Below are 20,944 nucleotides of genomic sequence, written 5' to 3'. Positions count from 1 at the left end.
CGCTGCCGGATCCAGGGTGACTCAAGCAGCCCTCACGCGGCCTTGACGGCGCGGGCCACGGGGTGCAGGGCCGCGTACTCCAGAGGTGCGGACGGGTCGATGGACACGTCCAGCGGGGTGGGTTCGGCTCCCGCGCGGACCAGCAGGTCACCGACGGCCGCGATCATCGCGCCGTTGTCGGTGCACAGCTTCAACGGCGGCACCCGCAGCGCGATCCCGGCGGCCCGGCAGCGCTCCTCCGCCAGGGCCCGCACACGGGAGTTGGCGGCCACGCCCCCCACCACGACCAGCGTTCCCACCCCGTGTTCGCGGCAGGCGGCCACCGCCTTGCGCGTGAGCACGTCGGCCACGGCCTCCTGCAGCGACGCCGCCCCGTCCGCGAGCGGCAGCTCCTCGTCGCGCAGCCGGTGCTGTTCGGCCCAGCGTGCGGCAGCTGTCTTGAGCCCGGAGAAGGAGAAGTCGTAGCGCGGGTCCCGTGGCCCGGTCAGCGGCCGGGGGAACGCCACGGCGTCCGGGTCGCCCTGCCGCGCGGTGCGGTCGATGGCGGGGCCGCCCGGGTACGGAAGGCCGAACACCCGGGCCACCTTGTCGAAGCACTCGCCCGCCGCGTCGTCGATGGTGTCGCCCAGGTGCAGGATCGGGTCCCGCGCCAGATCCCGTACGAGCAGCAGTGAGGTGTGCCCGCCGGAGACGATCAGCACCATGCAGGGGTCCGGCAGCGGGCCGTGCTCCAGGGTGTCGGCCGCGACGTGCCCGGCCAGGTGGTGCACTCCGTACAGCGGCACCCCGAGCGAGAACGCCAGGGTCTTGGCCCCGGCAAGGCCCACCTGGAGCGCGCCCGACAGACCGGGGCCCGTGGTGACGGCCACCGCCCCGATGTCGCCCATCCGCAGCCCGGCCCGGTCCAGGGCCTCGCGGACGACGGGCGTGAAGGAGTGCACGTGCGCCCGCGCCGCGATCTCCGGCACCACCCCGCCGAACCGCGCGTGCTCGTCCATGCTCGACGCCACCGCATGTCCGAGCAGGTGTCCGTCGCGCACGAGACCCGCACCGGTCTCGTCGCACGAGGACTCGATGCCAAGGACCACTGGAGACTCCACGTCCCGACTCCCGATCTTTCCGGCTTGTTGCAACCTATGTGCAATAAGGGTACGGCCAGGACCACCTGGCCGGTGTCCGGCCAGGGCCGGACAGTAGAGTTCGGGTGCGTCAGCCCCCGAACACCGAGGTACCGTCCGTGACCCCCGCACCCGCCGCACCCCCCGCCCCGCCTGCCGTGAGCGTGGTGGGCATCGGAGCCGACGGGTGGGCCGGACTGCCCGACGCGGCACGTACGGAACTCACCGCGGCCCAGGTCCTGATCGGCGCCCCGCGTCAACTGGGCCTGCTCCCACCGGAATGCACGGGGCAACGCGTGCCGTGGCCCTCGCCGCTGCGGCCCGCCGTTCCCGGGCTGCTTGCCGAGCACGCGGGCCGCAGGATCGCCGTACTGGCCAGCGGCGACCCGATGTTCTACGGCATCGGCCGCGCTCTGACCGAGATCCTCGGCACCGACGGGCTGCGCATCGTGCCGCACCCCTCGTCCGTGTCCTACGCCTGCGCCCGCGTCGGCTGGGCCGTGGAGGACACCGAGGTCGTCACCCTGGTCGGGCGCCCCGCCGCCCGTCTTGCCGCGGCCCTGCACGACGGCCGTCGGCTGCTCGTCCTGAGCGCTGACGCCACCACGCCCGCCGTCGTCGCCACGCACTTGCGCGAACACGGCTTCGGACCCAGCCTGATGCGCGTCCTCGAACAGCTCGGTGGCGAGAACGAGGCGTACGCGGAAGGCACGGCGGACACCTGGGCGCATCCGCCGGGTGACCCCTTGAACGTCATCGCGGTCGAATGCCGACGTGCTCCCGACGCCCTGCGCCTCGGCGCCGTCCCCGGGCTGCCCGACGAGGCGTACGAACACGACGGGCAGCTCACCAAGCGCCACGTCAGGGCCGCCACGCTCGGCGTCCTCGCGCCGGCGCCCGGCGAGCTCCTGTGGGACGTCGGCGGCGGCTCGGGGTCCGTGGCCATCGAGTGGATGCGCACCCACCCCTCCTGCCGGGCGATCAGCGTGGAGCGCGATCCGGTACGGGCGCAGCGCATCGAGCGCAACGCCGCGCACCTCGGGGTGCCCGCCCTGCGCGTGATCGGCGGCAAGGCGCCCGAGAGCCTGGCCGAACTGCCCACGCCCGACGCCGTGTTCATCGGCGGCGGTCTCACCGTGCCCGGACTGCTCGACGCCTGCTGGGACGCGCTGCCCGCCGGCGGCCGTCTGGTCGCCAACACCGTCACGCTGGAGTCGGAGGCCCTGCTCGCCGAGCGATACCGCCGGCACGGCGGTGACCTGGTCCGCCTCGCCGTCGCGCACGCCGTGCCGGTCGGCGGCTTCACCGGCTGGCGCCAGGCGATGCCGGTCACCCAGTGGTCCGTACGCAAACCTTCGACCGACCCCACCGCGGAACGCTCAGCAGAGGCCCCCGCAGAACCCTCAGGAGACAACGGATGACCGTCTACTTCATCGGCGCGGGCCCCGGTGCGGCCGACCTGATCACGGTGCGCGGCGCACGCACGCTCGCCGCCTGCGGGGTGTGCCTGTACGCCGGCAGTCTGGTGCCCCGTGAACTGCTCGCCGAGTGCCCCGACGACGCCCGCCTGGTCGACACCGCGCAGCTGGACATCGACCAGATCACCGCCGAGCTCGTCGCCGCGCACGAGCGGGGCCAGGACGTGGCCCGGCTGCACTCGGGCGACCCGTCCGTCTTCAGCGCGGTCAACGAGCAGATGCGGCGCCTGGACGAGGCGGGCGTGCCCTACGAAGTGGTGCCGGGCGTGCCCGCGTTCGCGGCAGCCGCGGCGGCGCTCAAGCGGGAGCTGACGGTGCCGACCGTCGGCCAGACCGTCATCCTCACCCGGATCGCCCACCGGGCCACCGCGATGCCCGAGGGCGAGGACCTGGCCACGCTGGGCCGCAGCGGCGCCCTGATCGTGCTCCACCTGGCCGCCAAGTACGTGGACCGCGTGGTGGAGGAACTCCTGCCGCACTACGGGGCCGACTGCCCCACGGCGGTCGTGGCGCTGGCCTCGCGCCCCGACGAGCTCATCCTGCGCGGGCCCCTCGACGAGATCGCCGAGCAGGTCAAGGCGGCGGGTGTGATCCGTACCGCCGTCATCATGGTGGGCCGTACGTTGGGCGCCGAGCAGTTCCGCGACAGCCATCTCTACTCGCCCGCCCGCGACCGCCACGTCTGCTGAGGGCTCCGGGCCGGTGGGGGCCGGGCATTACGGAGCTCAGCGCACGCTGCTGCGCCCGACGACCGTGCCCGCCCGGTCGATGCAGATGACATCCACGGCGACCGGCGCGCCCCGCAGCACCGACAGCGCCTCGTCGCGCGCCGCCACGGCCACCAGGTCCCCGAGCGGGACACCCCGGGCCTGGCACAACTGGAGCGCGGCGAGGCCCGTGTTGGCGCCCGCCACCTCGGCCGCCAGGGCCTCGTCCGCGCCGCCCTTGCGGGCCAGCGCGGCCAGGAAGGGCTTGTCGACCTGGGAGCGGCCCGAGTGCAGGTCGAGGTGGCCGGCGGCGAGCTTCGACAGCTTGGCGAAACCGCCGCACACCGTCAGGCGGTCCACCGGGTGGCGCCGCACGTACTTGAGCACCGCGCCCGCGAAGTCCCCCATGTCAAGCAGGGCGATCTCCGGGATCCCGTACTCGGCCACCACGGTCTTCTCCGAGGTCGAACCCGTGCAGCCCGCCACATGCGTATGCCCGGCGGCGCGCGCCACGTCCACGCCGCGGCGGATCGAGTCGATCCACGCCGAGCAGGAGTAGGGCACCACGATGCCGGTGGTGCCCAGGATCGACAGACCGCCCAGGATGCCGAGCCGGGGGTTCCAGGTGGAGCGGGCGATCTCCTCGCCGTGGTCCACGGAGACGGTGATCTCGACGTCTCCCGAACCCCCGTGCTCCGCGGCGACCCGCGCGACATGGTCGCGGATCATCTGGCGCGGCACGGGGTTGACCGCGGGCTCGCCGACGTCGAGAGGCAGCCCCGGCAGGGTGACCGTGCCCACGCCGGGCCCCGCCTTGAAGACCACACCCGAACCCGGCGGCAGCCGCCGCGCGGTGGCCCGCACCAGCGCGCCGTGCGTCACGTCGGGGTCGTCGCCCGCGTCCTTGACCACCCCCGCTGTCGCCCGGCCTTCGGCCAGCTCCTCGATCGCCAGGGCGAAGGCCGGTGTCTGGCCCTTGGGCAGGGTGATGGTCACCGGGTCGGGGAAGTCGCCGCTGAGCAGGGCAGTGTAGGCGGCCGTGGCGGCCGCGGTCGCACAGGCACCGGTCGTCCAGCCGGGCCGCAGACCGGTGTGCTTGAGTTGGGCGCTGCGCCCGCCTTTCGCCTCACCCATGGATGGATCCGATGCACGTACTGGTACTTGGCGGGACGACGGAGGCCCGCCGCCTCGCCGAGGCCCTGGTGGACACGCTGCCTGCCACGGCGAGGGTGACCAGCTCACTGGCCGGGCGCGTCACGAGCCCGAAGCTGCCGCCGGGCGAGGTCCGCGTGGGCGGCTTCGGCGGAGCCGAAGGGCTTGCCGCATGGCTGCGTGCGCACCAGGTGAGCGCGCTCATCGATGCCACCCATCCTTTCGCCGAGACGATCAGTTTCAACGCGGCCGCTGCCGCCGCTGCCGCCCATGTTCCCCTGCTCGCGCTGCGCCGGCCCGGCTGGGTGCCGGGCGAGGGCGACGCCTGGCACACGGTCGGCTCCCTGGCCGACGCGGCCACGGCGCTGCCCGCGCTGGGGCAGCGGGTCTTCCTCACCACGGGACGCATGGGTCTCGCGGCCTTCGCCGAACTGGACCAGCTGTGGTTCCTGATGCGTTCGGTGGACGCCCCGGAGGCACCGCACCCCGCGCACATGGAGGTGCTGCTCGACCGCGGCCCGTTCACCTTGGAGGGGGAGCGCGAGCTGATCCGCCGCCATCGCATCGACGTCGTCGTCACGAAGGACAGCGGCGGCGCCGCCACCGCCCCCAAACTCGCCGCGGCCCGTGAAGCACGGATCCCCGTGGTCGTGGTGCGCCGACCGCCGGTGCCCGAAGGCGTGGCGGTGGCGGGCACCCCGGAGCAGGCCCTGACCTGGCTGCGCGCCCAGGGCGGCAGCCAGGTCTAGCAGACCTGGAGGCTAGTCCTCCGGGTAACGGCGGGGCGTCCACACGATCTGCTGTCCGTCGCCCCGCTGCTCCCAGCGGGTCTGCGAGGAACCCACCAGCAGGATCGTGCGCATGTCGACCTCGGCGGGGTCGAGATCGGCGAGCCGCACCGTGCGTACGCTCTCGGTCGGTCCGCCGATGTCGCGGCCGAGGACCACGGGCGTGTCGGGCGAGCGGTGCTCGAGCAGCAGGTCGCGGGCCTTGCCGACCTGCCAGGTCCGGCTGCGGGAGCCGGGGTTGTACAGCGCGAGCACCAGGTCCGCACCGGCCGCCGCCTGCAGCCGCTGCGCGATGACCTCCCACGGCTTGAGCCGGTCGGAGAGCGATATCGCGGCGTAGTCGTGTCCCAGCGGAGCGCCCGCGCGGGCGGCGGCCGCGTTCGCCGCCGTCACCCCCGGAAGCACCCGCACCGGCAGATCCGCGTACTGCTTCTGCGATGCCACCTCAAGGACGGCCGTCGCCATGGCGAAGACGCCAGGGTCGCCGCCGGAGACCACGGCCACGCGACGGCCGCGCCGGGCGAGATCCAGGGCGAACTCGGCGCGCTCCGACTCGACCTTGTTGTCGGAGCCGTGGCGCACCTGCCCCGGGCGGACCGGCACCCGGTCCAGATAGGTCGTGTAGCCGACGAGGTCGTCGGCTGCGGCCAGCACTCCGCGAGTCTCGGGCGTGAGCCACAGCGGCCCGGCGGGACCGGTACCGACCACGGCCACTTCGCCCGCGTCCGGGGCGCGCTCGGGCCGGGGGGCGTCGATCCGGCTCGGCAGGACAGCGACGGCGAAGTACGGCACCGAGTCGGCGTCGACCGCGGCCAGCTCGTCGATGCGCTCGCCCGCCATGGTGGCGCGCTCGACGTAGTGGGCCTCGGGCAGCCGCCCGGAGGCCTCGAAGGCGCGGCGCACGGCGGGGAAGGTGCGGCCCAGCTTCATCACCACGGCGGCGTCCGTGGCGGCCAGACGCGCGGTCAGCTCCTCCTCCGGCAGGGTGCCGGGCAGGATGGTGAGCACCTCCTCGCCCTCGGCGAGCGGAGTGCCGAGGCGGGCGGCCGCGGCGCTGACGGAGGTGACACCGGGGATCACCTCGGTGGGATAGCGGTCGGCCAGCCGCTTGTGCATGTGCATGTACGAGCCGTAGAAGAGCGGGTCGCCCTCGGCGAGGACGGCGACCGTGCGGCCGGCGTCGAGGTGCACCGCGAGGCGGGCCGCGGCCTCGGTGTAGAAGCCCTCCATCGCGCCCCGGTAGCCGCCGGGGTGGTCGGTGGTCTCCGTCGTGAGGGGGTAGACCAGCGCTTCCTCGATGTGGTCGGCCCGCAGGTGCTCGGCCGCGATGGACCGCGCGATGGACCGTCCGTGCCGGGCGCTGTGATAGGCGACGACATCGGCCTCCGCGATGACTTCGACCGCCCGCAGGGTCATGAGGGAAGGATCGCCGGGGCCGAGCCCGACGCCGTACAGCCGGCCTGTGTTCTGCTCGCTCACGCTCATTCTTCCTCGCTGGCGATCGCGTTGAGTGCGGCCGCCGCGATGGCGCTTCCGCCCCGTCGGCCCCGCACGATCATGTGGTCCAGGCCGGACGGGTGCGCGGCCAGGGCGTCCTTGGACTCCATCGCGCCGACGAAGCCGACGGGCACACCGATGACGGCGGCGGGGCGCGGCGCGCCCTCCTCGATCATTTCGAGCAGGCGGAACAGGGCGGTGGGCGCGTTGCCGACGGCTATGACCGAGCCTTCCATCCGGTCGCGCCACAGCTCCAGGGCGGCGGCGCTGCGCGTGGTGCCGAGCTTGGCCGCCAGATCGGGCACCGCCGGGTCGGACAGGGTGCACACCACGTCGTTGTCGGCGGGCAGCCGCTTGCGGGTGACGCCGCTTGCGACCATCGCCACGTCGCACAGGATGGGGGCGCCCGCACGCAGGGCCTCGCGGGCCCTGGCCACCACGTCCGGGGTGAAAGCGAGGTCGCGTACGAGGTCGACCATGCCGCAGGCGTGGATCATGCGGACCGCGACCTGGCTCACGTCGGCGGGCAGGCCCGACAGATCCGCCTCCGCGCGGATCGTGGCGAAGGACTGGCGGTAGATCGCCGGTCCGTCCTTCTCGTACTGGTGCACAGTGCGTTCGCTCTCTTGATAGGGCAGGGAACAGTCGGGTGTTGCGGGGTTGATCATGTGTTCATGTGTGGTTCAGCCGCGGGCCGCGGCCACGGCGGCGGCGAGCGCGCCCGGGCTGCCGGGGACGGTCGCCGGCGTGTCCCGTTTCTCGCCGCGTACGCGGGAGATCTGATGTCCGTCGGGAGTGGCGACGACGTCGATCCACTCCCCGTGCGGATGTCCGCACCGGCGTTCGCACCCGGACCAGTACACGGGCAGCGCCCCTCCGGGACCCGACGCGGCTTTCGCCGTGGCGCGTACGTCGTCCAGAGCTTTGGCGCAGCCGGGCCTGCCGATGCAGGCCCCCACTCCGGTCCAGGGCGAGTCGGGTCCGGTGATGAGACCGGCGGCCCCCAGTTCCTCCAGGAGTTGCGCGGCCGCTGTCCGCTCGACTCCGGGCAGGATGACTCCGCGCCAGGGGGTCAGCCGCAGCTCGCCGCTGCCATGGTGGCGGGCGGTGTCCGCCAGCGTCTGCCACTGGGGCGCGCTGACGCTTCCCAGGGGCAGGCCGAGGGAGAGTGCGGCCGTGCGGTGCGGGCCGGACACGACGCCGAGGGCGGGTCCGCCCGGATCCTGGGGGAGGGGCGCGGTGGTGCGAGTGACTTGGAGTCCGGCCTGGCGCAGGCGGTGCAGGACCGCGTCGAGGAGGGGGCCGATGCCGCCGGGCAGATCGGTGACCCGCCACGCACCGGCGTCGGGCGCCTGCTCCAGGAACGTCTCGGCCGCGATGAGCGCGGCCCGCGGTGCCTGCGCCGCCGTCATGAGGACGGCGTCGTGCGACGGTCCGATCCGCAGCAGCGCCTCGTCCGCGTCCCGCGCCGTCAGGGTCACGTCCCCGCCGAGCGCCCCCACGTCGCCGCGGCCGTCGTCCAGGGCGAACAGGAACCGGCCGGACAGAGCGGCGGCCCGGTCACTGGCGCACACCAGCTCGTCCAGGGCGGAGAGCCACGGGCGGATGTCCGCCTCGCCCCGGCCGTCGAGTCCCGCGAGCGGGGAGGCCACCACATTACGCACCCGCTCATGGCGTTCGGAGGGCAAAAGCCCCGATTCGCCCAGCAGGTAAGCCAGTTCACCGCCGCAGTGCGCGGGCAGCCCGCGCACCTGCACATTGCCGCGCGATGTGAGATGCAACTCCCCATCTCCCAGCCGCTCCGCCGCGTCCCGCAGCACATCGGCCTGCCCCGCGCTGAGTACGCCGCCAGGGATGCGGACGCGGGCCAGCGCCCCGTCGTCCGCCCGGTGCAGGCGCAGCGTCCCGGGGCAGGCGTCACCGCGGCCGCGGGCAGACTCGTCTCCCGAGAGCGGGGGCGAGGGGACCGATGGGGGCATGGCGGCGAGCATACCGACCCATCGCAGCAGGTCCGCCTGCCCCCCGGTAGTTGATCGGCCCTTAGTATTCCTAGCGACGGGTCAGCCGGCCCGTCGTCGCCACAGACGGCGACAAGGGGAGGAAGCCCGGTGCGATTCCGGCGCGGTCCCGCCACTGTGAGCCCGGTGCGCATGCCGGGTGAGTCAGGAACTCCCTTCCCCGAGCTCTCGTCCGCTCGAGCAGGGGAGACGCCATCGACACCACCCGGGGCGTGGACACCCCGAGGAAGGCCCGACGCCGCATGATCCTGCTCCTGTCGACGTCCGACACCGACCTGCTCAGCGCCCGCGCCGCCGCCGGCCCGGTCGACTACCGCTTCGCGAACCCCTCCCGGCTCCCGCTCGAGGACCTTCCGCAGCTCCTGGACGGCGCCGACCTGGTCGTCGTACGCCTCCTCGGCGGCGTACGCGCCTGGCAGGAGGGCCTCGACCAAGTCGTGGCGACCGGACGCCCCGTGGTCGTCCTCACCGGCGAACAGGCCCCCGACGCCCAGCTGATGGCCGCATCGACCGTGCCCATCGGCATCGCCGCCGAAGCCCACGCCTACCTGGCCCACGGCGGCCCCGACAACCTGGAGCAGCTGGCCAGGTTCCTCTCCGACACCGTCCTGCTCACCGGCCACGGCTTCGAGCCGCCCGCCCCCGCGCCCTCGTGGGGCCCGCTGGAGCGCACCGCCCGTCAGGTCGAGGGACCGACCGTCGCGGTGCTCTACTACCGCGCCCACCACATGAGCGGCAACACCGCCTTCATCGAGAGCCTGTGCCGCGCGGTCGAGGACGCCGGAGCGCGCCCGCTGCCGCTGTACGTCGCCTCGCTGCGTACTCCCGAGCCCGAACTCATCGATGAACTGCGCGCCGCCGACGCGATCGTGACCACGGTCCTCGCCGCGGGCGGCACGCGCCCCGCCGAGGCGTCGGCGGGCGGCGACGACGAGTCCTGGGACGCAGGCGCACTCAGCGGACTCGACGTACCCATCCTCCAGGCGCTGTGCCTCACCAGCTCACGCACCGACTGGGAGGGCAACGACGAGGGCGTGTCGCCGCTGGACGCCGCAAGCCAGATCGCGGTCCCCGAGTTCGACGGCCGTCTGATCACGGTGCCGTTCTCCTTCAAGGAGATCGACGAGGACGGTCTGCCCGCGTACGTCGCCGACGCCGAGCGCGCGGCCCGCGTGGCCGGCATCGCCGTGCGGCACGCACGGCTTCGCCACATCCCGGCCGCCGACAAGCGCATCGCGCTCGTCCTTTCCGCCTACCCGACCAAGCACTCGCGGATCGGCAACGCGGTCGGCCTCGACACCCCCGCCAGCGCCGTCGCCCTGCTGCGCCGACTGCGCGAAGAGGGCTACGACTTCGGTACGGAGGAGGTCCCGGGCCTTGCCTCCGGCGACGGCGACGAGCTGATCTACGCCCTCATCGAGGCGGGCGGCCACGACCAGGAATGGCTCACCGAGGAGCAGCTGGCCCGCAACCCCGTCCGCATCCCCGCGGCCGACTACCGCCGCTGGTACGCCACGCTCCCCGCCGAGCTGCGCGAGTCCGTGGAGCAGCACTGGGGCCCGGCCCCCGGCGAGATGTTCGTGGACCGGTCGAGCAACCCGGAGGGCGACATCGTCCTCGCGGCCCTGCGCCGCGGCAATCTGCTCATCCTCATCCAGCCGCCGCGCGGTTTCGGCGAGAACCCGATCGCGATCTACCACGATCCCGATCTGCCGCCCTCGCACCACTACTTGGCCGCCTACCGCTGGATCGCCGCGTCCGCCGCCGACAACGGCTTCGGCGCCGACGCGATGATCCACCTGGGCAAGCACGGCAACCTGGAGTGGCTGCCCGGCAAGAACGCGGGCCTTTCCGCCGCCTGCGGCCCCGACGCGGCCCTGGGCGATCTGCCCCTGATCTACCCGTTCCTGGTCAACGACCCGGGGGAGGGGACGCAGGCCAAGCGGCGCGTCCACGCCACCCTCGTGGACCATCTCGTACCGCCGATGGCCCGCGCCGACAGCTACGGCGACATCGCCCGCCTCGAGCAACTCCTGGACGAGCACGCCCAGATCGCCTCGATGGACCCGGCGAAGCTGCCCGCGATCCGTGCGCAGATCTGGACCCTCATCCAGGCCGCCAAGCTCGACCACGACCTGGGGCTGGAGGACCGCCCCAAGGACGAGGGCTTCGACGAGTTCATCATGCATCTCGACGGCTGGCTCTGTGAGATCAAGGACGTCCAGATCCGCGACGGCCTGCACGTCCTGGGCGGCGCCCCGGCCGGCGCCGACCGCGTCAACCTCGTCCTCGCGATCCTGCGCGCCCGCCAGATCTGGGGCGGCACGGCCTCGCTTCCCGGCCTGCGCGAGGCGTTGGGTCTCGACGAGTCCGCGGCCACCCGCACCGCCGCCGACGAGGTCGAGGAGAAGGCCCGCGCCCTGGTCCAGGCGATGGACGACGCCGACTGGGCCCCGGAGGCCGTCGCGACGGTGGCCCAGGGGCACCCGCAGTCCGTCGCCGACATTCTCGCCTTCGCCGCCCGCGAGGTCGTACCGCGGCTGGCCGCCACGACCGACGAACTCGACCACGCCGTCCACGCGTTGAAGGGCGGCTTCGTCCCCGCCGGACCCTCGGGCTCCCCGCTGCGCGGCCTGGTCAACGTCCTGCCGACCGGCCGCAACTTCTACTCCGTCGACCCCAAGGCGGTGCCCTCGCGTCTCGCCTGGGAGACCGGCCAGGCCCTGGCCGACTCGCTCCTTGAGCGCTACCGCACCGACAACGGCGACTGGCCGACCTCGGTGGGCCTTTCCCTGTGGGGTACGAGCGCCATGCGCACCGCCGGTGACGACGTCGCCGAAGCTCTCGCCCTTCTTGGCGTCCGCCCGGTCTGGGACGACGCGTCGCGCCGCGTGACGGGCCTGGAGGCGATCCCCGCCGAGGAGCTCGGGCGCCCGCGCATCGACGTCACCCTGCGCATCAGCGGTTTCTTCCGCGACGCCTTCCCGCACACCATCGGCCTCCTGGACGACGCGGTGCGCCTGGCCGCCTCGCTGGAGGAGCCCGACGACGCGAACTTCGTCCGGGCCCACGCCCAGGCGGACTTGGCGGTCCACGGCGACGAACGCCGCGCCACCACCCGCATCTTCGGCTCCCGCCCCGGCACCTACGGCGCGGGTCTGCTCCAGCTCATCGACTCCCGCGACTGGCGCACCGACGCCGACCTCGCCGAGGTCTACACGGTGTGGGGCGGCTACGCCTACGGCCGCGAACTCGACGGGCGTCCGGCGCGCGAGGAGATGGAGAGCGCGTACAAGCGCATCGAGGTCGCGGCGAAGAACACCGACACCCGTGAACACGACATCGCCGACTCGGACGACTACTTCCAGTACCACGGCGGCATGGTGGCCACGGTCCGCGCGCTGAAGGGCCGCGCCCCGGAGGCGTACATCGGCGACTCCACGCGCCCCGAGACGGTGCGCACCCGCACCCTGGTCGAGGAGACCTCCCGCGTCTTCCGCGCCCGCGTGGTGAATCCGAAGTGGATCGAGGCGATGCGCCGCCACGGTTACAAGGGTGCCTTCGAGCTCGCCGCCACGGTCGACTACCTCTTCGGGTACGACGCCACGACGGGCGTGGTCGCCGACTGGATGTACGACAAGCTCACCGAGACGTACGTCCTCGACCCGACCAACCGTGAATTCCTCCAGCAGGCCAACCCCTGGGCCCTGCACGGCATCGCCGAGCGACTCCTGGAAGCCGAGTCCCGCGGCATGTGGGCCAAGCCCGACCCCGCGGTCCTTGAGGCCCTGCGCCAGGCGTACCTGGAGACGGAAGGCAACCTGGAGGGCGAGGACTGAGCGGCGGCCTCGCGGCCGACGGACGAGAGGGAGGGCCCCATCCCGGCACCGGGACGGGGCCCTCCCCTTCGTGGTGTGCGGGCCGTCGCCGAGCACGACGGCCGGGGCGCTACGCCATGGGCGTGGCCCTGATCGCGGAGATGTCGAACTGAAGCCGGACCTTCTCGCTGACCATGGCGCCGCCCGTCTCCAGGCGCTGGTTGTAGACCAGGCCCCAGTCCGTGCGGTCGATGGTGGTGGTGCCGTCGAAGCCGGCTCTCTCGAAGCCGAAGGGGTCCACGACCGAACCGAGATAGTCGAGCTGCAGCTCGACGGGGCGCGTCACGCCGCGGATGGTCAGGTCGCCCGCCATGCGGAAGGTCTCCCCGCCCTCGTGGACCGTGGAGGTGCTGCGGAACGACATCTCCGGGTGGCGGCGCGCGTCGAAGAAGTCGGCGCCTATGAGGTGCGCGTCCCGCTGTTCCACACCCGTGTCGACGCTGGCGATCCGGATGACGATCTCGGCCCGCGACTCGGAGGGCCGGTCGCCGTCGAAGTACAGCGTGCTGTCGTAGTCAGCGAAGGCACCTCGCACCGTCGTGACCATCGCGTGCCGCACGGAGAACCCGATGCGACTGTGCGGGCGGTCGATGGTCCACTGCCCGGTCAGCGCGCGGAGCGCGGGGTCGAGCGCGGCACCGGCGGCCGCGGCCCCGGAGAAGGGCGAACCGGTGCCGGCGGACGGCGTCGGTTCGAGGGTCGCGGTCTGGCGACGGCTGAAGATACCCATGATGTCGTCGTCTCCTTGGATTTGATCACTCCGTGTTATCACGCAGTCGACAGGTGCCGCTCAGCAAGATGGGAGGTCTCGTCCGGGTTCCATGCTGCTGACTGCAAAGATGCACAAGATCGGCACGGATGTGGATGCACGGTTGGGTGGCTCCGCGTCACGCACGGTGACAATTGTGTCTGCGGTGCACGCACGCGTCGGCGGAAATGAGGCGGCCGTCGCGATGAGGTCCGTCCCTGGGGCCGCAATCAGCATTTAAAGGCGCATACTTGAAATAATTCTGAGGTTCGGAGGGCGCAATGATCGCACTCGGAGTCATCCTTCTCGTCATCGGCCTCGTGGCCGGAATCTCCATCCTGTGGACCATCGGCGTCATCCTCGTCGTCATCGGTGCGGTCTTCTGGATTCTTGGTTCCGTCGGCCACGCGGTGGGCGGGCGAAAGCACTATTGGTAGGCGTTTCACGGCGGCGGAAACGAAATCCGCGCGTGCGCCGGGTTCTTTTCACGCCCCGAACCCCGCATGCGGCCGGTCCCGCCGGGTAGCAGGCTGAGCTCGATGACCTGCTGAACGGAACGGAGTCGGTGCATGGCCGGCGAGGGCGGAGGGCAGCGGCCGGACGCCGCGGCCCAGGGGTGGTTCGAGCGTGCGCGGCGATGGTGCCTGCGGGCCAGGGGGACGCCGGGTTACGAGCGCCACACGCTGCTCCTGGTCCTCAAGAGCACGCTGGCCGCGACCCTGTCCTGGGTGGTCTCCTACTACGTGCTCGACGCGCCGTCCCCGGCGTTCGCGCCGTTCTCCGCGGTGCTGATCATGCAGGTGACGGTGTATCAGTCCGTGCTGCAGTCCCTCCGCTACCTGGCGGCGGTGGCGGCCGGCGTGGCCATGGTGGCTGCCCTGGGGTTCCTGGGCGGCCCCGACCTGCTGACCTTCGCGCTGGTCGCGCTGGTGGGTCTGTCCATCGGACGCTGGCCCGCTCTCGGCGCGCAAGGGTCGCAGGTCGCCACCGCGGCGTTCTTCGCCTTCTCCACCTACGCCGCCGCCACGACCGCCACCGAGAAGGTCACCCAGCTCGGGCAGATCCTCCTGCTGGTCCTCATCGGCTGCGGCATCGGCGTCGTCGTCAACGTGACGGTGGCCCCGCCGATGCGCTACCGCAGCGCCGAGTACGGGATCCGCTCGCTGTCCACCGCACTGGGCGAGCTGGTGAGCGACATGTATCCGGTGCTGCGCGAAGGCGAGTTGGACGAGGAGCGCTGCCGGCAGTGGCGCAGGAGGGCCGAGCAGACCGGAGGGCTGATCACGCAGGCGAGGGAAGGCTTCCGTACCGCGGAGGAGAGCCTGTACTTCAACCCCCGTCGGCTGCTGCGCAGGCACCGGGGCCGGGCCTCCTTCGACGGGTACGGCGCGGTGGCGGCAGCCCTCGAACGCTCGCTGTACCAGGTGGCGTCCCTGACGCGCAGCCTGCACCAGTGGCACGAAGGGGAGGGGGACCGGCACGACGACCGGGCCTTCCTCCTTGGCTACGCCGACTTCCTGGAGTCCCTCGCACAGATCGCCCAGGTGCTCGGAGGGCTGGACGAGGACTCCCTCGCCGAGCAGTCCCGGCAGTTGTGCCACCTGGCCGACGAGGCCCAGGGACGCTGCCGGGACGTGACCGGCACAGCGGACCGGGCCGGCCTTCCACTGGCCGACCCGGCCCGCCCTTATGGAGTCCTCGTCGTGGAGTCCACCCGCCTCATGGAGGAGTTCCAGCACGCCTGCGATGTGCTGCAACGGCACGTCGGCCAAGAGGCGTGATCCCTCTCCGGGCTCAATGGTGGCCGTGGGCGCTGGAAGAGGCTCCGCCGAAGAGTCGTGCGACGACTCGGAAGGGCAGCGTGACCACCGTGGCAATCGCTCCACCGATGGATCGGAGAACATCTGCAATGGCCTTCAGCATGTCGGGACCTCCATAGAACGTCTTTACTTTCTCGTCGACTTGGTTTGTCCTCTGCCGGTTGCCCTGCGAACGACGACGGAAACGTAAGGCCCGCTGTTCCGGAATTCGGCGCTCTCGGCCGCAGGGGAGTGAGCGCAGCGGTTCTGCGGATACCTGTTCAAGAGTGGCCGTGGACTCCTACCGTGGCTGCCGTACATCAGGAGTCCACGTTCCTGGGATGCAGCGGTCGGCTTTTCCCGCATCGGACAACGGGGGTAGGCACGTTGAGGGAGCTCGCTGCGGCTGGTGCCGCCCTGCTGGTCGAGCACATGCTGAAGGGTTCCTGGCGGACGGTCCGTGACGCCCTCGTCGAGGTGCTGGCAGCCGACGAGTCCGATGGCGGCACCCGCGCGGACGAGGCCCGGGACAGGCTGGACCAGGCCCGTGCGGACCTGATCCGGGCCAAGGACCGGGGAGAGCGGGAAATAGCCGCCGACGTGGAGGCCGAGTGGCGCATGCACGTGTGGCGAGCGCTGCGAAACGCCCCGCGGGCCGCCGAGCGACTCGAATCGCTGCTGCGCCACCTCTCGCCCCGGACTCCTCAGGACGGCCCGTCGGCGGCCCCGAGCCCCGACCCGGTCGACCGGCCGCGGGCGTCGTCCGTCGCCGCCGTGCACGATGCCGGGGCCCGGAAACTCTCCGGGCGCCGCCGCAAGGAGATCGTCGCGGTGCTGCTGTTCAGCGGTGGCCCCATCTTCGAGAGTTCCATACCGCTGTCGGTGTTCGGGATCGACCGCCAGGACGCCGGAGTACCGCGCTACCGGTTGCTGGTGTGCGGCGGCGAGGAAGGACCGCTGCGCACCACAGGGGGTCTGGAACTCAGCGCTCCGTACGGCCTGGAGGCGATCTCGCGGGCGGGCACGGTCGTCGTGCCGGCCTGGCGGTCGATCACATCGCCGCCGCCGCAGGAGGCGCTCGACGCACTGCGCCAGGCGCACGAGGAGGGTGCCCGCATCGTCGGGCTCAACACGGGTGCCTTCGCCCTCGCCGCGGCGGGTCTGCTGGACGGCCGTCCGGCGACGACGCACTGGATGTACGCGCCGACGCTGGCCAAGCGCTACCCGTCGGTGCGTGTGGACCCGCGTGAGCTGTTCGTGGACGACGGGGACGTGCTCACGAGCGCGGGTACCTCGGCCGGAATCGATCTGTGCGTGCACATCGTGCGCACCGACCACGGCAACGAGGCGGCGAGCGCACTCGCCCGCAGGCTCGTCGTGCCTGCGCGCACGACCGGCGGCCTAAAGCGCCGCCTCGACAGGTTTCTGCCCGAGGAGATCGGCACCGACCCGCTCGCCGAGGCCGTCGCCTGGGCCCTGGAACATCTCCACGAGCAGTTCGACGTGGAGACGCTGGCCGCACGCGCGTACATGGCACGGCGTACCTTCGACCGTCGCTTCCGCGCCCTGACGGGCAGCGCCCCCAAGCAGTGGCTGATCACCCAGCGAGTTCTGCAGGCGCAACGGCTGCTGGAGACGTCGGACTACCCGGTGGACGAGATCGCGGGCCGCTGCGGCTTCCGGTCGGCGACGGCGTTCCGCGAGGCCTTCCGGCGCGAGCTCGGCTCCTCGCCCGCTGCCTACCGGGCTGCGTACAGGGCCCGTCGCCCGCGGAGCGACAGGCCGATGGAGCCGACCGGTCATCCGCCCACGCCCCAGGCCGGACGGATCGGCGCAGCGGGGGCGCGCGGACCGTACCTGCACACCTCGCCCGGCCCTTCGCCCGCCCCGGACGACGACGAGTGGCCCGACCCGGCCACTGCTGCCCCCGGCCCCACCCCGCGGGTGACACCACACCCTGCACGGCCAAGTTCCCGCGACTGATGGGAGACATCGCGAAGGGAGCGCTCGGCGGTGCCTGGAGCCTGCTGGTCGGCTGGATCCTGCCGACCGCGCTCAACCTCGCCGTCCTCAGTGCGGCCCTGCTGCCCGGTCTGCGCGGCCTGCCGCCCTTCGCGCGCCTCGCGGGCCTGGCCGAGGGCAGGTGGGCGCTCGCCTTCCTCACCGCTTCGTTGATGCTGGGCCTGGTCCTCAACGCCCTGCAGAATCCGCTCTACAGGATCCTGGAGGGCTACCTGCTCTGGCCTTCCTTCGCCTACGCGTACGGCTGCCGCCGCCACCGTGAGCGCAGCCAGGGCCTCGCGGACCGTCTGACGGTCATGCGTCTGGAGAGGCGGGAGGCCGAGAGCGCACTACCGCCTGCCCAAGCGGCGGACCTCGCCCGCCTCCGAAGCCATCCGCGCGTGGCCCGGCACCGTCACAGCGACCTCCGCAGCACCGTGATCCGCCGCGCTCTGCTGCAGGAGCGCCTCGCGCGCTACCCCGTCGACGACGGCCAGTTGGCGCCCACCCAACTCGGCAACGCGATCCGCCGCTTCGAGGAGTACGCCTACGACCGCTACCGGCTCGACTCGCAACTGCTGTGGAACGAGCTGAGTGCCACGGCCCCCGAGCAGGCACGCCGACAAGTCGACACGGCCCGCACCAGCGTCGACTTCTTCGTCTGCCTGCTCTACGGCCACGTCGTCGTCCTGCTCGGCGCCCTGGCCACGTTCGCCTCCCCGGGCGCCGACACCCCCGTGGTGATCACGACGGCAGCCGTGCTCCTGACGCTCATCCCCGTGTGGTACCGCAGCGCCGTCGTCGCCACCGACGAATGGGCCGCGGCCGTACGGGCCCTGGTGAACGTCGGCCGGCATCCTCTGGCGGAGACTCTGGGCCTTGAAATCCCCCAGGAGCTGGCCGCCGAACGGGAGATGTGGTCCATGGTCTCCCGGCTGTCACGCATCCCCTACCACGAGCGCGCCACGGCCCTCGATCGCTTCCGGCGCCAGCCGGGGCCTCGTGCGGAAAGCCAAGGCCCCGCCGCCTCAAACTAGTTCAGGTTGCGGTTCCGCCTGCTGAACGGGTGCGACCTTCGGCTCCCACAGCCTGGTGGTCCGCATATAGCCGTAGACCACTGATGCCATCGCCAGTATGAGCAGTGGCCCGAAAATGCCCGGGTGCTTGGCCATCTGCATCGGCAGAAAGCGATACGACACCAAGAGCAGCGTGAAGACCGTTGTGCCGTACGCGACCAGCTGGATTCCTGAGCGGTCCCAGCCACGGTCGAGTGCCCGCAGGGCCGCGTCGATCGTGAAGGCGAACACGACGCCGGCGATGATGTCCACGCCGTAGTGATAGCCGAATCCCAGCGTCGCGCCGAGCGTGGCCGTCAGCCAGAACACGCCCGCGTATCGCAGAAGTCGTGGGCCCTTGCGGGAGTGGATGAAGATCGTGGTGGCCCACGCCGTGTGCAGGCTGGGCATGCAGTTGCGCGGCGTGATCTCGTCGAAGGGTATCTCGTGCGGGGCGGCGAGCGGCGGCGGCGTGTGCGGCCACAGGTTGGCCAGGGCCCATTGCTCACCGCCGGTGCCGAAGGCGCCGTCGCCGTAGGTGAAGATCGGTCCGACCACCGGGAAGATCATGTAGATGGCCGGCCCCAGGAGGCCGATGACCAAGAAGGTGCGCACCAGATGATGGCCCGGGAAGCGGCGCTCGACGGCCACGTTGCGCAGCTGGTACAGCGCGACGATGACCGCTGCCACCGCGAGCTGGATGTAGACGTAGTCGAGGACATGCGCGCCGATCGGACCGGTGGCGTTGACCAACCTGCCCACCACCCAAGAGGGGTTGCCCAGCGCGTGATCGGCGGTCGCCACGTACTGATCGAGCACCGTCGGGCGGGTCTTCGACGTGATGAGCAGCCAGATGTCGCCCGTCTTGCGGCCGGCCACCAGAAGCAGGCCGAGTCCGACGCCCTTCAGGAGCAGGACACGTTCCGCGCCGGTGCGGCGCGTGACGGCGATGACGGCATAGCCCAACATCACCCACAACGCGCCGTTGCCGAACATCATCTCGGCGCCGACGGCCCACCGCACCAGGAAGAAGACGACGTCGATGCCGACCGCGATGCCGGCCGCGATGAACCGTTGCCGCCAGGTGAGAACCACCATCATCAACGCCATCGAGGCGTAGAGCAACGGCCCTGATTTGGGGGCGAACACCACCTCTCGCACCTGATTGGCGATCGGCCCCGGTACGCCGTAGTGACGCGCGGCGATCTCCAGCACGATGAGGAACCCGAGGGCCACCACGGCTGCCGCGGTCCACAGCATCGCCCGTGGCTGACGCCACGCGGCGAACACCGCTCTGCAGTTTTTTCGCGAAAACACTTGAGATGCTATAGATATCAATGGTTTGGCCGATTTGTTAGATGTTAATTAAATAGCTCACTCTTCGTGCTAGATAGCATGGTTTCTGGTGAAGTACGGGCGATCAGGGCACTCGTTGTGAGTTCGATCATGTTAGCGGAGTGGTGTGGGTGGGTTCACTTGGTCGCCTGATCCCCGCCAACTGAGCTTTCCGGTCGGCTTGTGTTCGCGGTGCCGGTGATCACGTCCACGGCGTGGCGGCGGTGTGCGGCGAACAGGTCGAGGGCGGCGCCGGTGTCGCGGGCGCGCAGCGCGTCGACGAGCCCACGGTGCTCGCGCGGGATGCAGTCGAGGTATCCCTCGGTGCTGCGGCCGATCCGGGTCAGCAGGAACAGGTGGACCTGGCACCGGATGCCGTCCCAGGCGTCGGCGAGGCGTTGGTGTCCCGCGGCGGCGAACACCGCGTCGTGGAAGGCGATGTCACAGCGCACCATCTCGTGTGCGTCCACGGCCCGCTCCATCATGTCGGCCGTCTTCGCGACCGACGCGAGATCCTCGCCCGATGCGCGAATGATCACCTGACGTACGGCGAGATCCTCCAGGGCGCCGCGCAGGCTGTCGAGTTCGCCGACGTCCTCGGCGGACAGAGTCGTTACCGTCGTGCCCCGGTGCCATGCGCAGTGGACCAGGCCCTCGCGCTCAAGGAGCCGCAGCCCTTCGCGCACGGGGCCGCGGCTGACGTCCATCTCGCCGGACAGCTCCACCTCGCGCAGTTGCGCGCCGGGGGCGTAGGCGCCGCTGAAGATGGCCTCGCGGATGCGGTCCGCGACCTCGTCGGCCAGGCCTCGACGCCGAGCCGGGGACACCTTTCCCTGATCACTCATGTCCGGTGAACGCCTCCTCGGTGAATGTCCGAATGTTAACATTGGCGGGTTGTCGCATGGTGTCCCCCTGTCAGGAAGGCATGTCATGACCGCTCTCGACTCCCCGATCCCGCGGTTCCACCTGGCCATGCCGGTCGACGACCTGGCCGCCGCCCGTCACTTCTACGGCGAGATCCTGGGCCTGGAGCAGGGCCGCAGCGCGGACACCTGGGTGGACTGGAATCTGCACGGCCACCAGTTCGTCACCCACCTCGCACCCGAACGCGCCCAGCGCATCCACAATCCGGTCGACGGCCACGACGTCCCCGTGCCGCACTTCGGGCTGATCCTGACGATCCCCGCGTTCCAGAAGCTCGCCGAGCGGCTGTACGCGGCGGGCACCGACTTCGTCATCGAGCCCTATGTCCGCTTCCAGGGTCAGAAGGGCGAGCAGTGGACGATGTTCCTCCTCGACCCGGCCGGCAACGCCCTGGAGTTCAAGGCGTTCGCCGATGACTCCCAGGTCTTCGCCGCTTGACCAGTGGC

General features: G+C 71.6%; 18 protein-coding genes and 1 riboswitch. Of the genes, 9 read left to right on the top strand and 9 right to left on the bottom strand.

All coding sequences use genetic code 11. The features are described 5' to 3' along the window. Positions 1-32: 32 nt before the first annotated feature. Positions 33-1,100, bottom strand: a complete 1,068-nt coding sequence (gene tsaD / locus M4V62_RS02125; RefSeq protein ID WP_249585466.1) for a tRNA (adenosine(37)-N6)-threonylcarbamoyltransferase complex transferase subunit TsaD — start codon at positions 1,098-1,100, stop codon at positions 33-35. A gap of 137 nt (positions 1,101-1,237) precedes the next feature. Here tsaD and cbiE point away from each other — a divergent pair, with 137 nt between their 5' ends. Beyond that, positions 1,238-2,539, top strand: a complete 1,302-nt coding sequence (cbiE, locus tag M4V62_RS02120) for a precorrin-6y C5,15-methyltransferase (decarboxylating) subunit CbiE (protein WP_249585465.1) — start codon at positions 1,238-1,240, stop codon at positions 2,537-2,539. Further along, complete coding sequence (cobM, locus tag M4V62_RS02115) at positions 2,536-3,285, top strand: precorrin-4 C(11)-methyltransferase (RefSeq protein ID WP_249585464.1); 750 nt, start codon at positions 2,536-2,538, stop codon at positions 3,283-3,285. The genes cbiE and cobM overlap by 4 nt, the downstream gene beginning before the upstream one ends. 36 nt (positions 3,286-3,321) lie before the next feature. On the opposite strand, the gene M4V62_RS02110 is transcribed toward cobM, so the two are convergent. Continuing rightward, on the bottom strand, positions 3,322-4,437 hold the full coding sequence (locus tag M4V62_RS02110; protein ID WP_249585463.1) for a cobalt-precorrin-5B (C(1))-methyltransferase: 1,116 nt from the start codon (positions 4,435-4,437) through the stop codon (positions 3,322-3,324). Positions 4,438-4,448: 11 nt separating this feature from the next. Here M4V62_RS02110 and M4V62_RS02105 point away from each other — a divergent pair, with 11 nt between their 5' ends. After that, positions 4,449-5,204 carry a cobalt-precorrin-6A reductase gene (locus M4V62_RS02105; protein WP_249585462.1) on the top strand — a complete coding sequence of 252 codons (756 nt, stop codon included), beginning with the start codon at positions 4,449-4,451 and terminating at the stop codon, positions 5,202-5,204. 12 nt (positions 5,205-5,216) lie between these two features. Here M4V62_RS02105 and M4V62_RS02100 read toward each other — a convergent pair whose 3' ends face one another. From M4V62_RS02100 to cobG, 3 genes are all read right to left on the bottom strand, one after another. Further along, positions 5,217-6,728, bottom strand: a complete 1,512-nt coding sequence (locus M4V62_RS02100) for a precorrin-2 C(20)-methyltransferase (RefSeq protein ID WP_249585461.1) — start codon at positions 6,726-6,728, stop codon at positions 5,217-5,219. Further along, positions 6,725-7,351 (bottom strand): precorrin-8X methylmutase, encoded by a 627-nt coding sequence (locus M4V62_RS02095; RefSeq protein ID WP_249592666.1) that lies wholly within the window; start codon positions 7,349-7,351, stop codon positions 6,725-6,727. Before M4V62_RS02095 ends, M4V62_RS02100 begins: the two co-directional genes overlap by 4 nt. 72 nt (positions 7,352-7,423) lie before the next feature. Next, positions 7,424-8,731, bottom strand: a complete 1,308-nt coding sequence (gene cobG, locus M4V62_RS02090; RefSeq protein WP_249585460.1) for a precorrin-3B synthase — start codon at positions 8,729-8,731, stop codon at positions 7,424-7,426. A gap of 48 nt (positions 8,732-8,779) precedes the next feature. Beyond that, a riboswitch (cobalamin riboswitch) is annotated at positions 8,780-8,931 on the top strand. Between the two features lie 69 nt (positions 8,932-9,000). Here cobG and cobN point away from each other — a divergent pair. Further along, on the top strand, positions 9,001-12,597 hold the full coding sequence (cobN, locus tag M4V62_RS02085) for a cobaltochelatase subunit CobN (RefSeq protein ID WP_249592665.1): 3,597 nt from the start codon (positions 9,001-9,003) through the stop codon (positions 12,595-12,597). Positions 12,598-12,706: 109 nt separating this feature from the next. On the opposite strand, the gene M4V62_RS02080 is transcribed toward cobN, so the two are convergent. Next, positions 12,707-13,366: a YceI family protein gene (locus M4V62_RS02080; RefSeq protein WP_249585459.1), complete on the bottom strand. Its 660-nt coding sequence runs from the start codon at positions 13,364-13,366 to the stop codon at positions 12,707-12,709. A 299-nt stretch (positions 13,367-13,665) separates the two neighbouring features. On the opposite strand from M4V62_RS02080, the gene M4V62_RS02075 reads away from it, so the two are divergent. Together M4V62_RS02075 and M4V62_RS02070 are read left to right on the top strand one after the other, a co-directional pair. Then, positions 13,666-13,821, top strand: coding sequence for a DUF6131 family protein (locus M4V62_RS02075; protein ID WP_249585458.1), 156 nt, complete (start codon positions 13,666-13,668; stop codon positions 13,819-13,821). A gap of 132 nt (positions 13,822-13,953) precedes the next feature. Further along, the gene (locus M4V62_RS02070; protein WP_249585457.1) at positions 13,954-15,165 is read left to right on the top strand and encodes an FUSC family protein; all 1,212 of its coding nucleotides are present in this window, start codon (positions 13,954-13,956) and stop codon (positions 15,163-15,165) included. Positions 15,166-15,178: 13 nt separating this feature from the next. Here M4V62_RS02070 and M4V62_RS43555 read toward each other — a convergent pair whose 3' ends face one another. Beyond that, positions 15,179-15,307 carry an LPFR motif small protein gene (locus M4V62_RS43555; RefSeq protein ID WP_283779064.1) on the bottom strand — a complete coding sequence of 43 codons (129 nt, stop codon included), beginning with the start codon at positions 15,305-15,307 and terminating at the stop codon, positions 15,179-15,181. 650 nt (positions 15,308-15,957) lie between these two features. Between M4V62_RS43555 and M4V62_RS02065 the strand changes: the two genes are divergently transcribed. Both M4V62_RS02065 and M4V62_RS02060 read left to right on the top strand, forming a co-directional pair. Beyond that, complete coding sequence (locus tag M4V62_RS02065; RefSeq protein WP_425575269.1) at positions 15,958-17,166, top strand: helix-turn-helix domain-containing protein; 1,209 nt, start codon at positions 15,958-15,960, stop codon at positions 17,164-17,166. Beyond that, the gene (locus M4V62_RS02060) at positions 17,166-18,221 is read left to right on the top strand and encodes a hypothetical protein (RefSeq protein WP_249585456.1); all 1,056 of its coding nucleotides are present in this window, start codon (positions 17,166-17,168) and stop codon (positions 18,219-18,221) included. The genes M4V62_RS02065 and M4V62_RS02060 overlap by 1 nt, the downstream gene beginning before the upstream one ends. Here M4V62_RS02060 and M4V62_RS02055 read toward each other — a convergent pair. Both M4V62_RS02055 and M4V62_RS02050 read right to left on the bottom strand, forming a co-directional pair. Beyond that, positions 18,213-19,499 (bottom strand): phosphatase PAP2 family protein, encoded by a 1,287-nt coding sequence (locus M4V62_RS02055; RefSeq protein ID WP_249585455.1) that lies wholly within the window; start codon positions 19,497-19,499, stop codon positions 18,213-18,215. The two genes, M4V62_RS02060 and M4V62_RS02055, sit on opposite strands and share 9 nt — an antisense overlap. Before the next feature lie 212 nt (positions 19,500-19,711). Further along, positions 19,712-20,419, bottom strand: a complete 708-nt coding sequence (locus tag M4V62_RS02050) for a GntR family transcriptional regulator (protein WP_249585454.1) — start codon at positions 20,417-20,419, stop codon at positions 19,712-19,714. Between the two features lie 85 nt (positions 20,420-20,504). Between M4V62_RS02050 and M4V62_RS02045 the strand changes: the two genes are divergently transcribed. Continuing rightward, positions 20,505-20,936: a VOC family protein gene (locus M4V62_RS02045; RefSeq protein WP_249585453.1), complete on the top strand. Its 432-nt coding sequence runs from the start codon at positions 20,505-20,507 to the stop codon at positions 20,934-20,936. The last annotated feature ends 8 nt before the right edge of the window (positions 20,937-20,944 follow it).

It is taken from the genome of Streptomyces durmitorensis, assembly GCF_023498005.1.
GTDB classification, from domain to species: Bacteria; Actinomycetota; Actinomycetes; order Streptomycetales; family Streptomycetaceae; genus Streptomyces; species Streptomyces durmitorensis.
The sequence above is the reverse complement of the archived record's forward strand: the minus strand, read 5'-3'. Positions and strand labels throughout refer to the sequence as shown.

Excerpts from the sequence above, each read along its gene's own strand:
- M4V62_RS02105 (WP_249585462.1), top strand. The coding sequence starts at position 4,449 with ATGCACGTACTGGTACTTGGCGGGACGACGGAGGCCCGCCGCCTCGCC.
- M4V62_RS43555 (WP_283779064.1), bottom strand. The coding sequence starts at position 15,307 with ATGCTGAAGGCCATTGCAGATGTTCTCCGATCCATCGGTGGAGCGATT.
- M4V62_RS02070 (WP_249585457.1), top strand. The coding sequence starts at position 13,954 with ATGGCCGGCGAGGGCGGAGGGCAGCGGCCGGACGCCGCGGCCCAGGGG.
- cobN (WP_249592665.1), top strand. The coding sequence starts at position 9,001 with ATGATCCTGCTCCTGTCGACGTCCGACACCGACCTGCTCAGCGCCCGC.
- cobM (WP_249585464.1), top strand. The coding sequence starts at position 2,536 with ATGACCGTCTACTTCATCGGCGCGGGCCCCGGTGCGGCCGACCTGATC.
- M4V62_RS02110 (WP_249585463.1), bottom strand. The coding sequence starts at position 4,437 with ATGGGTGAGGCGAAAGGCGGGCGCAGCGCCCAACTCAAGCACACCGGT.
- M4V62_RS02055 (WP_249585455.1), bottom strand. The coding sequence starts at position 19,499 with ATGCTGTGGACCGCGGCAGCCGTGGTGGCCCTCGGGTTCCTCATCGTG.
- M4V62_RS02075 (WP_249585458.1), top strand. The coding sequence starts at position 13,666 with ATGATCGCACTCGGAGTCATCCTTCTCGTCATCGGCCTCGTGGCCGGA.
- cobG (WP_249585460.1), bottom strand. The coding sequence starts at position 8,731 with ATGCTCGCCGCCATGCCCCCATCGGTCCCCTCGCCCCCGCTCTCGGGA.
- M4V62_RS02045 (WP_249585453.1), top strand. The coding sequence starts at position 20,505 with ATGACCGCTCTCGACTCCCCGATCCCGCGGTTCCACCTGGCCATGCCG.
- M4V62_RS02100 (WP_249585461.1), bottom strand. The coding sequence starts at position 6,728 with ATGAGCGTGAGCGAGCAGAACACAGGCCGGCTGTACGGCGTCGGGCTC.
- M4V62_RS02050 (WP_249585454.1), bottom strand. The coding sequence starts at position 20,419 with ATGAGTGATCAGGGAAAGGTGTCCCCGGCTCGGCGTCGAGGCCTGGCC.
- M4V62_RS02080 (WP_249585459.1), bottom strand. The coding sequence starts at position 13,366 with ATGGGTATCTTCAGCCGTCGCCAGACCGCGACCCTCGAACCGACGCCG.
- M4V62_RS02060 (WP_249585456.1), top strand. The coding sequence starts at position 17,166 with ATGGGAGACATCGCGAAGGGAGCGCTCGGCGGTGCCTGGAGCCTGCTG.